This is a genomic window from Streptomyces sp. SLBN-31 (genome assembly GCF_006715395.1).
Classification (GTDB): domain Bacteria; phylum Actinomycetota; class Actinomycetes; order Streptomycetales; family Streptomycetaceae; genus Streptomyces.
This window is the reverse complement of the sequence record NZ_VFNC01000001.1, coordinates 1,905,077-1,918,007: the sequence shown is the minus strand read 5'-3', so window position 1 is coordinate 1,918,007 and position 12,931 is coordinate 1,905,077. Positions and strand designations below refer to the sequence as shown.

Genomic DNA, 12,931 nt, shown 5'->3' with positions numbered 1-12,931 from the left:
TCCGGAAAGAGGCTTTGAGTTGCACGGTGTCACGTCTGCGGCGGTGCCGCGTGTCACGGTGTCACCCTGTCGTGGGCCCATGTTTCACCGCCGTTTTCCCAGGTCGTCGTATGTTTCACCCCTGTTGCGCGTCATGCGCGAGGAGCGCGATGTGCACCGAGGCCGCCTGCTCGAAGTCGTCGAGGTCCACGCCCAGCCGGCCCTGTATCGCCTCCAGCCGGCGGTAGAGCGCCGGCCGGGAGACGTGGTGGAGCTGGGCGGTGCGGGACTTGTTGCGGCCGGTGGCGAGGTAGGTGCGCAGCACCGGCAGCAGGTCGTCGTCACCCGAGCACAGCAGCCCGTCCAGCTCCCGCTCCGCGAACGACTGCACATGCGGGTCGTCCCGCAGCAGTCGGATCAGGCCGCGCAGGTGTACGTCCCTCAGGCGGACGACGGCCGGGAGGTCGAGGGCGGCCGAGGAGTCCGCCACGGCGTCGGCGACGTGCTGGGCCTCGCGCAGTCCGGCGGGCACGTCGTCCCAGGCGGTGCGCGGGTCGGCGGCGGCCACGGCCGTCCGGGCGGCCTCCGAGCGCAGCCGGGCCGCGAAGTTGGCCACGAGCACGGTGGCGTCCTGGTCCCGCGCCAGGCTCAGCAGCACGGCGGTGGCCCCGTCGGCCAGCTCGGCGACGATGCCGGGCAGTCCCAACATCCTCAGCACCCGCTCCAGTTGGGCGGGCTCGCCGTCCCGGACGACCAGCGGCACGAAGGTGCGCCGGTTGACGGGCAGCCCGGCGGCCCGCGCGCGGGGCAGCAGCTGCCGTGCCGGTACGACCCCGCTGACGAGGTCGGTCAGCAGGCTCTGCGCCGACTGCTCCTCCCAGGTGTGGGCGGAGTTGCCGCCGAGCATGCGGTGCAGGACGAGGGCCTCGGCCGCCCGGTCGGCCAGCAGCCGTCCGGTGGCGGTGTCCCCGCGGTGCCCGCACAGCACGATCTGTCCCCAGCGTTCTCCGCGTCCGCCCAGCTCGGCGCGGATCCAGCCGTCGCCCTCGCTGCCGCCGGCCTGCCTGGCGATGCGCTCCCAGTCGCGCAGGACGTCGTCCACGGCCGGCCGTTCCCCGGCGGTGGCCAGGACGCGGTGGGCGAGGTTGGTGACGACGACCGGGCAGGCGCTGTGCTGGGCGACCTCGTCGAGGAGGCGTTGCAGCGGGGCGCCGGCGGTGATGAGGCCGGTCAGGGCGGTCCGTACGGACTCCGACAGGCTGACGGCGGCGAACTTCCGCCGCACCAGCCGGGCCTGGACCTCCTCCGTCAGCTCGGCGAAGGGGAAGGGCCGGTGCAGGACGACCATCGGCAGCCCGCACCGCTCGGCTGCCCGGCGCATCACGTCCGGGGGCGCCGGGAAGGCGCGTCCCAGGCCGAGGACCACGGCCGCCGCCTCGGCGCGGTGCAGGGACCGGATGTACTCGGCCTGCTTCTCCTCGTCGCCGGCGAGCAGCACCCCGGTGGTGAGCACCATCTCGCCGCCGCTGAGCATCACGCCCACGTCGGGTGCCTCGGCGACGTGCACCCAGCGCACCGGCCGGTCGAGCTGGCCCGCGCCGGCCACCACCTCGGGCTCCCCGGCGAGCACCCGTTCCAGGGTCAGCACCTGGCGCACCGACAGCGCGGGTTCGAGGGTCCCGAAGGTGGTGGTCATCAGGGTCTTCCCTTGCTCAGCGCACGGCTACTACAGGCTCCTCAGAGCGGATTCGAGGATCGCGGCGCCCTCCTCGGCCTCCGCGACGGTCAGCGACAGCGGCGGGGCGATGCGCAGGGCGCTGGTGTTGTGGCCGCCGCCCTTGCCGATCAGCAGCCCGCCCGCGCGGGTCGCCTCCAGCACGGCGGCCGCCGCGTCCGGATCGGCCCGGTCCGTCCCCGGCTTGACCAGTTCGACGCCGAGCATCAGACCGCGCCCGCGCACCTCGCGTACGTGCGGAACCTGCGCGGCGACGGCCCGAAGCCGTTCCATGAGCAGACCGCCGACCCGCCGGGCGTTGCCCTGCAGGTCGTGTTCCAGCAGGTAGGTGAGGTTGGCCAGGCCCGCCGCCATGGTGATCTGGGTGCCGCCGAACGTCGAGATGCTGTTGGCGTCCAGGCAGTTCATGATCTCGGCGCGGGCGACGACACCGCCGATGGAGCTGCCGTTGCCGATGCCCTTGGCGAAGGTCAGGATGTCCGGCGGTCCGTTCTGCCCGTGTGCCTGCCAGCCCCAGAAGTGGTCGCCGGTGCGGCCCCAGCCGGTCTGCACCTCGTCGGCGATCCACAGGATGCCGCGCTCGGCGAGGACCTCGCGGAAGGCCGCGTACAGGCCGTCCGGGCCCGAGGTGAAGCCGCCGACGCCCTGGATCGGTTCCGCGATCAGGGCCGCGGGCGGGCGGGTGTGGCCGAGGAGGTCCTTGAGGTCGTCGACGCAGGCCGCGATGAAGTCGGCGTCGCTCAGGGAGGCGTACGGGCCGCGGGTGCGGACGCCGCCGTGGACGTAGAGCGTCTGCAGCGGGGACAGCGAGGTCGGTGACCAGCCGCGGTTGCCGGTGATGCCGACCGCGCTGAAGGAGCGGCCGTGGTAGCTGTTGCGCATCGCCAGGATCGTGTTGCTGCGCCGGTGGGTGGTGGCGAGCAGCAGCGCGGTGTCGTTGGCCTCGGTGCCGGAGGTGGTGAAGAAGACGCGGGCGTCCGGGATGCCGCTCAACTGGGCGATGCGCTCGGCGAGTTCCACCATCTGACGGTTGAGGTAGAGGGTCGACGAGTGGAGGATGCGGCCCGCCTGCTCGCTCACCGCCTTCGTCACCTCGGGCAGCGCGTGCGCGGTCATCGTGGTCAGGATGCCGCCGAAGAAGTCGAGGTACTTGTTGCCGTCCGAGTCCCAGACGTGGCGGCCCTCGCCGTGGGTGATCTCGATCGGGTCCTCGTAGTAGAGGGCGAGCCAGTCCGGCAGGACGGATCGATGGCGTGCGTAGAGGTCGCTCACGGCTGCACCAGCCCCTCGTAGGCGTCGGGTCGTCGGTCGCGGTAGAACGCCCACTGTTGGCGCACTTCCTGGATCAGGTCGAAGTCCAGGTCGCGGACGACGAGTTCCTCCTTGGAGTCGCTGGCGACGTCGCCGACGAACTGGCCGCGCGGGTCGACGAAGTAGCTCGTCCCGTAGAAGTCGTTGTCGCCGTACTCCTCCTGGCCGACGCGGTTGATGGCGGCGACGAAGTACTCGTTGGCGACGGCCGCGGCGGGCTGTTCCAGCCGCCAGAGGTAGGAGGACAGGCCGCGGTGGGTGGCCGACGGGTTGTACACCAACTGGGCTCCGTTGAGGCCGAGTTGTCGCCAGCCCTCGGGGAAGTGGCGGTCGTAGCAGATGTAGACGCCGACCTTGCCGACCGCCGTGTCGAAAACCGGCCAGCCGATGTTGCCCGGCTTGAAGTAGTACTTCTCCCAGAAGCCCTTGACCTGCGGGATGTGGTGTTTGCGGTACTTGCCGAGGAAGGTGCCGTCGGCGTCGATCACGGCGGCGGTGTTGTAGTAGAAACCGGACTGCTCGACCTCGAAGACCGGGACGACGACGACCATGCCCGTCTCCCGGGCGAGGTCCTGCATCCGACGGACGGTCGGCCCGTCGGGCACGGGCTCGGCCCAGCGGTAGTGCTCGGGTTCCTGGACCTGGCAGAAGTAGGGGGCGTTGAACACTTCCTGGAAGCCGATGACCTTCGCACCCTGTCGGGCCGCCTCGCGGGCGTGCTCCTCGTGTTTCGCCACCATGGACTCGGTGTCGCCGGTCCAGGTGGCCTGGACCAGAGCGGCACGTACGACGTTGGCCATGAGCTGCTCCTTCGGCGGGGACGTCAGAGCCTCTACGCCCGTAGACACGGCCGTAGAGGGATGAACGTAAGCCTCCGGGAGAGCCTTGCCAAGACCATCGCCGTCAACCCGCTGAGTCGATCATGTTTCGCACTCCTGTGGGTGATCGGAGGGGCCGGTGGTTGGAGGGTGTCGGCGGATTCTGCGCAGGTTGTCAGGCGGTCGTCAGACGGTGAAACCGGCTACCCGGAGGGCGTGCACCAGATCCCAGTGTCGCTCGTCCGACACACCGTGCGCCGCCTCCAGCAGAAGGGGTACGAGGGTGCCGGGATCGGGCTCCGCGCTGCGGGCCGCCTCCTCCGGGGTGCGGACTCGGACGTAGGCGTCGAGCAGCGCGCCGACCTCGCGCCGTCGCCCTTCGGCCGCGAGGCCCAGCACGGCCTGCCCGATCTCCGCGGCGGGCCGGACGACGCCCTGCCGCAGGATCTGCTCGCCGTCGGCCGCACGCCCCGCCGCGACCAGCGCGTCCGCCGCGGCGACCAGCCGGTCGGCGGGCAGCGAGGCGGCCTCCCACAGCAGTGTCGTCCAGTCGAAGCCGAGCCCTTTCTCGTGCAGTTCCACGGCGAGCAGCGGGAACCGGGCGGCGGGCCAGTGCGCGGCCTCGACGAGCAGCGCGTGCGCGTCACCGCTGCGTCCCTCGGCACGCAGCCGCACCAGCCTCCCGACCGCCTCGGCCACCTCCCGCGGCCCGGCCGCGTCCACCGGCTCCGCCTCGGGCTCCGGCCGCCACTCGGAAGCCTCCTCGGCCCCGGCGAACCGGGCTCCGCGCGGGGTGCGGCCCCCGGTGGCGGCAGGACCGGCAGCGGCAGCGCCGGGCACGCCTGCCGGCGGCGCGACGACGGAAGCGGCCTCCTCCACCATCCCGGCGAACCGAGCGCTACCGCGGCGGCGCTTGCGTTGCTTGGGGGCGGGGGTTTCAGGGGTGGGGGCTTCGGGGGCCGGGGCTTCTGCCCCCGGAACTTCGAGTGCGGAAGCCTCGGGGGCGGCGGGATGAAAACCGCGAGCCTCGGAACCGCGGGCATCGAAGGCGTGGGGATCGGAACCGCGGGCTTCGAAGACGGAGGCTTCGGGAGCGAACGGGGTGGGAGCGGGCGCGGGGCCCGCGGCTCCGGGGGCTTCGCGAGCGTGCGGGTCGTGCCGTTCGCGCAGGTCGGGTGCCTGGGACGGGGTCCGGAACCCTGGGTCCGGGGAGTGCGAGGCCGATGCGGCGGCGGCGCGCGGGGCGGAGTTCGGCCGCGTGGCCGGAGCGCCGGAGTGGTACGGCCCGGTCTGCCGACGCGCACCGTCGTCCGCGCCCGCGGTCCCTCGGCCCGCCCAGGCGTCGCCGGACGGTGCGGCATCTCTCGGTGGGGTGGCGTCGCCGGACGGTGCGGCATCTCTCGGTGGGGTGGCGTCGACGCGGTACCCGGCACTCTCCGGCAGATGGCCGTGACGGAGCGCCGACACCCGTTCGCCCGCTGCGCGCCGATCCGCCTCGGCCATGCGGGCGCGGAGTTCGGCGCACCGGGCGGTGGCGCGGTCGTGGTCGTCGCGGGCCCAGGCGAGGTCGAGGCGGAGGGCTTCGGCCTCCTGGCGGGTGGCGGCGGAGGCGAGGAGGCGGCCCAGCCCGGCCTGCCGTTCGGCCGCGTAGCGCTGTTCGCGGAGCATCACGTCGAGCCGGTCGCTCAGGGCGTCCCGGCCGCCGGGCCGGGCGTCGTACGCGGTGAGCGCTGCGGTGTGCAGTGCGCGGGCCCGCTCCTGCTCCGGGGCGGCCGCGCCGGGGCCGAACGCGGCCGCGAGGTCGTGCAGCAGCGCCTCCATGACGTCCCAGGGCGGCACCTCGCGCCCGTCGAGACAGGCCCGCATGCCGTCGGGGTCGCGCTGCCAGAACACCGCGCACCAGCCGCCACGCTGGTCCAGGCGTGCCAGCAGGCCGCTCAGGTAGTTCGCGAACTCCCGTACCTGTCCCGGGAGTTGATCCACAGCCATCGCTCAACTCCCGCCAGACCGGAGCACTCCGGTTCCGTAGGCAACACCAGTTGTGTTACGGCGGTGCTACGGGCAGTTTGCATCGGGCGCGCGGAGAGCTCATTACGGGATCTTGACCGATGAGCGTCACACGACCAGCAGAGCGCACCGTTCCACTAGGTCGTCCATCGACAGACCGAGCGTGCGGGCGAGCGCGGCGACCGTGAAGAAGGCCGGTGTCGGCGCCCGTCCCGTCTCGATCTTGCGCAGCGTCTCCGCGGAGATACCCGCCGCCGCCGCGACGTCCGTCATGCTTCGCCCGCCGCGGGCCTCGCGGAGCAACCGCCCGAGACGCTCGCCGCGTTCGCGCTCTTCGGGGGTGAGAGGGGTGCGCACCATGCCGCCATTCTAATCCCGCATTTCAACCCGGTCGAGTAAGCCGGTATAGTAATTGGCATGGTGGAGCTGAAGACAGACACATCGATCGACGCGATGCACGCGGCGGGCCAGGTGCTCGGCCGGACCCTGACGGCCGTACGGCAGGCCGCGGACGTGGGCGTCTCCCTGCTGGAGCTGGACGAGGTGGCCCGCGGGGTGCTGCGGGAGGCCGGTGCCTCCTCCCCCTTCCTCGGCTACCGCCCCTCCTTCGCGCCGGTCCCCTTCCCCGCCGTCATCTGCGCCTCGGTGAACGACGCGATCGTGCACGGCATCCCGACCGGCTACCGGCTGCGCGACGGCGACCTCGTCTCCATCGACTGCGGGGCCGAACTGGACGGCTGGGCGAGCGACTCGGCGATCAGTTTCGTCGTGGGCGAGCCGCGCCCGGCCGACGTACGACTGATCGAGACGGCGGAGCGGGCGCTGGCGGCCGGCATCGAGGCCGCGGTGGTCGGCAACCGCACCGGCGACATCGCGCACGCGATCGGCACGGTGTGCCGGGACGCCGGATACGGCATCCCGCAGGGTTTCGGTGGCCACGGCATCGGCCGCCGTATGCACGAGGACCCCTCGGTGCCCAACGAGGGCCGTCCGGGCCGGGGTTTCCCACTGCGCCACGGCATGGCCCTCGCGATCGAGCCCATGCTGATCGCGAGCGGCCGGGACGGCTACCACGAGGCGGCGGACGGCTGGACCCTGCGCACGAACGACGGCTCCCGCGCGGCCCACGTCGAACACACGGTGGCGATCACCGACGACGGGCCGCGGATCCTCAGCGAGCGGTGATTCCCACGGGCGGCACAAGCCGCGAGCGCCGAGCCCGACCAAGCGGTGCGCATCCCGCCCCCGAGCGAGCGTGGGCCTGTCGGGTCGCCCCGAACCGGCCTTGCTCCTCCGTCCACCCCGCGCGAGCGTGGGCCCGTCCGTCCGCCTCCGAACCGGCCTTGCACCTCCGTCCACCCCGCGCGAGCGTGGGCCCGTCCGTCCGCCTCCGAACCGGCCTTGCACCTCCGTCCACCCCCGCGCGAGCGTGGGCCCCTCCGTCCGCCCCCTGAGCCGGCCTTGCTCCCCCGTCCACCCCGCGCGAGCGTGGGCCCCTCCGTCCGCCCCCTGAGTCGGCCTTGCTCCCCCGTCCACCCCGCGCGAGCGTGGACTCCGGCCCTTCGACTGACCGCCCGCACCGACGTCGTCCCGCCCGTCGGACCACTGCCGGGCCACCGCCGCCGGACCCCGGCGTACCGGCCGCCCGCCCCCGTCGGCCCCGCTGGACGTGCCCCCGTCCGGGGGCCGTGCCAAGGTGGTGTAACCGGGCCCTGCAGGGGCACCCGCGTGGACCGGCACGTCGATCAGCGAGCGCGTCCCGCCAGGCGCCGGGACGCCGGAACGGAACGAACGCTCATGACCAGCGGTTTCCCCGGTCCCGGCGACTTCGGATCGGACCCCTTCCAGGAATTCTTCGCCCGCTTCTTCGGCGGACCCCGCCAGGGCCCCCGGCAGATCGACATAGGCCGTCTGCTCAGTCAGCCTGCCCGGGAACTGGTCCGCGGCGCCGCCCAGTACGCGGCCGAGCACGGCAGCCGGGACCTGGACACCCAGCATCTGCTGCGGGCCGCGCTGAGCGCCGAGCCGACCCGGAGCCTGCTCAGCCGGGCCGGCGCGGACCCCGACTCGCTGGCGTCGGAGATCGACGAACGCTCCGGCCCCGTCCAGCACACCCCCGAGGAGGCACCGGCGCCCACCTCGCTGTCGCTGACCCCGGCCGTCAAGCGCGCCCTGCTGGACGCGCACGACCTGGCGCGGGCGAGCGGCGCCGGTTACATCGGCCCCGAGCACGTCCTCAGCGCGCTCGCGGCCAACCCCGACTCGGCCGCCGGGCACATCCTCAACTCGGCCCGCTTCGCCCCGGCCGGACTGCCGCCCGAGCAGCCGGAGACGGCCCAGCCCCGCCCCGAACGGCCGCGCTCGACGGGCACACCCACCCTCGACAAGTACGGCCGCGACCTGACCGACCTGGCCCGGCAGGGCCGTATCGACCCGGTGATCGGCCGGGACGACGAGATCGAGCAGACCATCGAGGTGCTGTCCCGGCGCGGCAAGAACAACCCGGTGCTCATCGGGGACGCGGGCGTCGGCAAGACCGCCATCGTGGAGGGGCTCGCCCAGCGGACCGCGGACGGCGACGTCCCCGACGTGCTGATCGGCCGACGGGTGGTCGCCCTGGACCTGACCGGTGTCGTCGCGGGCACCCGTTACCGGGGCGACTTCGAGGAGCGGCTCAACAACATCGTCGGTGAGATCCGCGCCCACTCCGACCAACTGATCGTGTTCATCGACGAGTTGCACACAGTCGTCGGTGCGGGCGGTGGCGGCGAGGGCGGTTCGATGGACGCGGGCAACATCCTCAAGCCGGCGCTGGCCCGGGGCGAGCTGCACATCGTCGGGGCGACGACGCTGGAGGAGTTCCGCCGGATCGAGAAGGACGCGGCCCTGGCCCGCCGCTTCCAGCCCATCCTCGTGCCCGAGCCCTCCGTCCCGGACGCCCTGGAGATCCTGCGCGGTCTGCGCGACCGCTACGAGGCCCACCACCAGGTCCGTTACACCGACGAGGCCCTGGTCGCCGCCGTCGAGCTGTCCGACCGCTACCTCACCGAACGCCGCCTGCCCGACAAGGCCATCGACCTGATCGACCAGGCGGGCGCCCGCGTTCGGCTGCGCGCCCGCACGAAGGGCACGGACGTACGGACCCTGGAGCGCGAGATCGAGCAGCTGACCTGCGACAAGGACCAGGCGGTCGCCGACGAGAGTTACGAGCGGGCGACCCAGCTGCGGGACCGTATCGCGGAGCTGAAGCAGCGGATCGCCGACACCTCGGGCGAGGACCAGGCCGACGAGGGCCAGTTGGAGGTGACGGCCGAGGCGATCGCGGAGGTGGTGTCCCGGCAGACGGGCATCCCGGTCGCCAGCCTCACCCAGGAGGAGAAGGAGAAGCTGCTCGGCCTGGAGGGGCACCTGCACGAGCGGGTCGTCGGCCAGGACGAGGCGGTCGCCGTGGTCTCCGAGGCGGTCATGCGCTCCCGCGCCGGACTGGCCAGCCCGGACCGCCCGATCGGCAGCTTCCTCTTCCTCGGACCGACCGGCGTGGGCAAGACGGAACTGGCCCGCGCGCTCGCCGAGGCCCTGTTCGGCAGCGAGGAGCGCATGGTCCGCCTCGACATGAGCGAGTACCAGGAGCGCCACACCGTCAGCCGTCTGGTCGGCGCCCCGCCCGGTTACGTCGGCCACGAGGAGGCCGGCCAGCTCACCGAGGTGGTCCGCCGGCACCCGTACTCGCTGCTTCTCCTGGACGAAGTGGAGAAGGCGCACCCGGACGTCTTCAACGTCCTGCTGCAAGTGCTCGACGACGGCCGCCTGACCGACTCCCAGGGCCGCACGGTCGACTTCACCAACACGGTCATCGTGATGACCAGCAACCTCGGCTCCGAGGCCATCACCCGGCGTGGCGCCGGCATCGGCTTCGGGGCGGGCGGCGCGGACGCCGACGAGGAGGCCAGGCGCGAGCAGATCCTGCGTCCGCTGCGCGAGCACTTCCGCCCCGAGTTCCTCAACCGCATCGACGAGATCGTCGTCTTCCGTCAGCTGACGAGTGATCAGCTGCGGCGCATCACCGAACTGTTGCTGGAGCGGACGCGGCGCCTGATGCAGGCCCAGGACATCGCGGTCGACTTCACGGACGCGGCGGTGGACTGGCTGGCGGAGCGCGGCTACCAGCCGGAGTACGGCGCCCGCCCGCTGCGCCGCACGATCCAGCGCGAGGTGGACAACCGCCTGTCCCTGCTGCTGCTCGACGGCACGGTCAAGAAGGGCGGCCGGGTGACGGTGGACGTGTCCGGCGGTGCGTTGGACTTCCGCGCCGGGCAGGTGGCCTGAGACCGCGGGGACCGGGCGACCGGTCCCCGCGGTCGCGGTCTAGCGGACCGGATCCACCACCTGGGCCGATCCCCCGCCCCGTCGCACGGTCTCGGCGGCCGCCAGCCACTTGCCGCCCGGCAGCCGCTGCACCCCGGTGGCCGCCCCGATCTCGGGGTTCAGCGAGAACGAGTGCCCGATGGCCTCCAACCGGGTCCTCAAGTCGCTGTCGTAGAGGCCGGGTTCGAGCTCGGTCTTTGCGGCGTTGCGCTGGCTGGCCCGCGGCGCGGCGATCGCGTCGACCAACGGCAGGTGACGGTCGAGGAACTCGGTCAGCACCTGCAGCACCGTGGTGATGATGGTCGCCCCGCCGGGTGAACCCACGGCGACCACGGGCCTGTTGTGCCGGTCGAGGACGATCATCGGGGAGATGGACGAGCGCGGACGCTTGCCGGGGCCGGGCAGGTTCGGGTCGTGCACAGCGGGGTTGGCGGGGGCGAAGGAGAAGTCCGTCAGCTCGTTGTTGAGCAGGAACCCGCGCCCGGGCACGGTGATCGCGCTGCCGCCGGTCTGCTCGATGGTCAGCGTGTAGGACACCACGTCGCCCCACTTGTCGGCGACCGTCAGATGGGTGGTGTTCTCGCCCTCGTACGTCGTCGGGGCCGCCGTGCCGCCCGAACCGCAGGCCGCGGGATGCCGGGGGTCGCCCGGTGCCACCGGGCTGGTCAGCACCGCGTCGTCCTTGATGAGGCAGGCTCGCGAGTCGGCGTACTTCTGCGACAGCAGTTCCTTCGTCGGTACGTCCTCGAAGGCCGGGTCGCCGACCCAGCGGCCGCGGTCGGCGAACGCGATCCGGGCGGCCTCGATGTAGTGGTGCAGGTACTGGACCTCGCTCGCCTTCGAAAGGTCCGCGTTCTCCAGGATGTTGAGGGCCTCGCCGACCGTGGTGCCGCCGGAGGAGGACGGTGCGATCGAGTACACCTTCAGGCCGCGGTACGCCGTCTCGGTGGGCGCCTGGAGCTTGGCGGCGTAGGCCGCGAGGTCCTTCTCGGTGAGCTTGCCCGGTCGCGCGTTCCAGCCCGAGGCCGGGTCCACCGGGGGCTTCTCGACGGTGTTCACGATCTCCCGCCCGAGGTCGCCGTGGTAGATCGCCCCGACGCCCTTCCTGCCCAACTCCTTGTAGGTCTGGGCGAGTTCGGGGTTCCTGAAGGTGGATCCGACCGCCGGCAGCTGCCCGCCCGGCAGGAACAGCCCTGCCGTGTCCGGGAAGTAGCGGAAGCGGGTCTCGTTAGCGGCGGTCTGCGAGCGGAAGGTGTCGTCGACGACGAACCCGTCGCGGGCGATCCGCTCGGCGGGCTTGAGCACCGTGCCGAGTCTCCTGCTGCCCCAACGGTCCAGCGCCGTCTGCCAGGTGGCTGGCGTGCCCGGGGTGCCGACGCTCAGGCCGCTGCTGACGGCGTCGGCGAAGGCGAGCGGCTTGCCGTTCTCGAGGAAGAGGTCGGAGCCGGCGGTCAGCGGGGCGGTCTCGCGGCCGTCGATGGTGTGCACCGTGCGGGACTTGGCGTCGTAGTAGACGAAGTAGCCGCCGCCTCCGATGCCGGAGGAGTAGGGCTCGGTGACGCCGAGCGCGGCGGCCGTGGCGACGGCCGCGTCGACCGCGTTGCCGCCCTTGCGCAGGACCTCGATACCGGCCGCGGAGGCGTCCGCGTCGACGCTCGCGACGGCTCCCCCGTAGCCGACGGCGACCGGGACCTTCGCGGGGGTGCCCCTCGTCGCGTCCGTGGGTGGCGCCGCCGCCCCCACCGTCACCACGGCGGCCGAGATCGCCAGGACCGACAGTTTTCTCGCGACAGGGCGACGCATCCGTACCTCCAGTGAAGGGCCGTCCGGGCAGCCTATGCCATCCTCATGGCCACGTCAGGAAGGCGCGGACGCGTGCCTCGAACACGGGTTTGCGTGGGCCCGCTAGCATGCGCGCCCATGAATGACGACGTGCGCAACATCGTGCTGGGAGTGATCGCGGCGGGCATCAGTGCCGCGCTCGGCTGGCTCGCCCGCACCTACCTGTGGAAGCGCAAACTCCGCCGCAAGCAGGCGTTCTTCGGGCTGCCCGACAACTCCGAGACGTTGCTGGTCGTGAACCGCGACGCGGGCAGCCCGGATCTGGCGGTGCACCGGTACGACGTGTTCGCCCTGCTGGAGCTGTCCGCGCTCATCAAGGACTGCGGGGCGAACGCGCAGGTCGTCACTCAGGACGCGGCGCAGCAGGGCTTCGGCGAGCGCACCGAGTTCTGCGTGGGCGGACCGGGGTCGAACCGGCGGATGCTCGCCCACATGTCGGCCATGCTGCCGGGCGTACGGGTCAACATCGATCCCGAACCGGGGCCGGACCGGGGCGCCTTCCAGATCGGGACCGAGCGCTACCGGATGGAACCCGGCATCACCGAGTTCGTCCTGCTGGCCCGGATCACCACGGGACAGTCCCGCCCGGTGTTCCTCTTCTGCGGCCAGCGCGCGATCACCAACCAGGCCGCGACGCGGTATCTCGCCCGCCATCACGAGCAGTTGGCGCGCAAGTACGGCAACAAGTCCTTCGTGCTCCTGCTCAAGGTCGTCAACTCGCAGGCCTACGGCCCCGATGTGGTGGAGCTGGTCGCCGACGTGACGCGGGCGGCCCAGACCACCCCGCCTGCCCCGGCCGCGACGACGACACCGGCTCCACGCAACTCCCACCGGTCGTCCTGAATTGATTCACATCCCAACAATCGTTACTGGC

The 12,931-nt window shown here is 72.4% G+C and carries 9 protein-coding genes; 3 read left to right on the top strand and 6 right to left on the bottom strand.

The window, feature by feature from the left end; genetic code table 11:
• Nucleotides 1–115 precede the first annotated feature (115 nt).
• The 5 genes from FBY22_RS08800 to FBY22_RS08780 all read right to left on the bottom strand — a co-directional run bounded on the left by FBY22_RS08800 (nucleotide 116) and on the right by FBY22_RS08780 (nucleotide 6,210).
• Nucleotides 116–1,675 (bottom strand): PucR family transcriptional regulator, encoded by a 1,560-nt coding sequence (locus FBY22_RS08800; protein WP_142143853.1) that lies wholly within the window; start codon nucleotides 1,673–1,675, stop codon nucleotides 116–118.
• Between the two features lie 30 nt (nucleotides 1,676–1,705).
• Nucleotides 1,706–2,986 carry an aspartate aminotransferase family protein gene (locus FBY22_RS08795; RefSeq protein ID WP_142143852.1) on the bottom strand — a complete coding sequence of 427 codons (1,281 nt, stop codon included), beginning with the start codon at nucleotides 2,984–2,986 and terminating at the stop codon, nucleotides 1,706–1,708.
• A complete protein-coding gene (locus tag FBY22_RS08790; protein ID WP_142143850.1) occupies nucleotides 2,983–3,825 on the bottom strand; it encodes a nitrilase-related carbon-nitrogen hydrolase in 843 nt (280 codons plus the stop codon). The genes FBY22_RS08795 and FBY22_RS08790 overlap by 4 nt, the downstream gene beginning before the upstream one ends.
• Before the next feature lie 204 nt (nucleotides 3,826–4,029).
• Entirely contained in the window at nucleotides 4,030–5,832 is a 1,803-nt protein-coding gene (locus FBY22_RS08785; RefSeq protein WP_142143848.1) for a hypothetical protein, read from the bottom strand.
• 126 nt (nucleotides 5,833–5,958) lie between these two features.
• Entirely contained in the window at nucleotides 5,959–6,210 is a 252-nt protein-coding gene (locus FBY22_RS08780) for a helix-turn-helix domain-containing protein (RefSeq protein WP_142143846.1), read from the bottom strand.
• Between the two features lie 57 nt (nucleotides 6,211–6,267).
• On the opposite strand from FBY22_RS08780, the gene map reads away from it, so the two are divergent.
• Together map and FBY22_RS08770 are read left to right on the top strand one after the other, a co-directional pair.
• On the top strand, nucleotides 6,268–7,035 hold the full coding sequence (gene map / locus FBY22_RS08775) for a type I methionyl aminopeptidase (protein WP_142143844.1): 768 nt from the start codon (nucleotides 6,268–6,270) through the stop codon (nucleotides 7,033–7,035).
• Between the two features lie 612 nt (nucleotides 7,036–7,647).
• The gene (locus FBY22_RS08770) at nucleotides 7,648–10,176 is read left to right on the top strand and encodes an ATP-dependent Clp protease ATP-binding subunit (protein WP_142143842.1); all 2,529 of its coding nucleotides are present in this window, start codon (nucleotides 7,648–7,650) and stop codon (nucleotides 10,174–10,176) included.
• A 39-nt stretch (nucleotides 10,177–10,215) separates the two neighbouring features.
• Here the strand turns inward: FBY22_RS08770 and ggt are convergent, their stop codons facing one another.
• Nucleotides 10,216–12,018 carry a gamma-glutamyltransferase gene (gene ggt, locus FBY22_RS08765; protein WP_174267111.1) on the bottom strand — a complete coding sequence of 601 codons (1,803 nt, stop codon included), beginning with the start codon at nucleotides 12,016–12,018 and terminating at the stop codon, nucleotides 10,216–10,218.
• Nucleotides 12,019–12,135: 117 nt separating this feature from the next.
• Between ggt and FBY22_RS08760 the strand changes: the two genes are divergently transcribed.
• On the top strand, nucleotides 12,136–12,900 hold the full coding sequence (locus FBY22_RS08760; RefSeq protein ID WP_174267110.1) for a hypothetical protein: 765 nt from the start codon (nucleotides 12,136–12,138) through the stop codon (nucleotides 12,898–12,900).
• Nucleotides 12,901–12,931 lie beyond the last annotated feature (31 nt).

What these genes read in the sequence shown, in the direction of transcription:
- ggt (WP_174267111.1), bottom strand. Translation starts at nt 12,018, where the DNA reads ATGCGTCGCCCTGTCGCGAGAAAACTGTCGGTCCTGGCGATCTCGGCC.
- FBY22_RS08770 (WP_142143842.1), top strand. Translation starts at nt 7,648, where the DNA reads ATGACCAGCGGTTTCCCCGGTCCCGGCGACTTCGGATCGGACCCCTTC.
- map (WP_142143844.1), top strand. Translation starts at nt 6,268, where the DNA reads ATGGTGGAGCTGAAGACAGACACATCGATCGACGCGATGCACGCGGCG.
- FBY22_RS08785 (WP_142143848.1), bottom strand. Translation starts at nt 5,832, where the DNA reads ATGGCTGTGGATCAACTCCCGGGACAGGTACGGGAGTTCGCGAACTAC.
- FBY22_RS08790 (WP_142143850.1), bottom strand. Translation starts at nt 3,825, where the DNA reads ATGGCCAACGTCGTACGTGCCGCTCTGGTCCAGGCCACCTGGACCGGC.
- FBY22_RS08760 (WP_174267110.1), top strand. Translation starts at nt 12,136, where the DNA reads ATGAATGACGACGTGCGCAACATCGTGCTGGGAGTGATCGCGGCGGGC.
- FBY22_RS08800 (WP_142143853.1), bottom strand. Translation starts at nt 1,675, where the DNA reads ATGACCACCACCTTCGGGACCCTCGAACCCGCGCTGTCGGTGCGCCAG.
- FBY22_RS08780 (WP_142143846.1), bottom strand. Translation starts at nt 6,210, where the DNA reads ATGGTGCGCACCCCTCTCACCCCCGAAGAGCGCGAACGCGGCGAGCGT.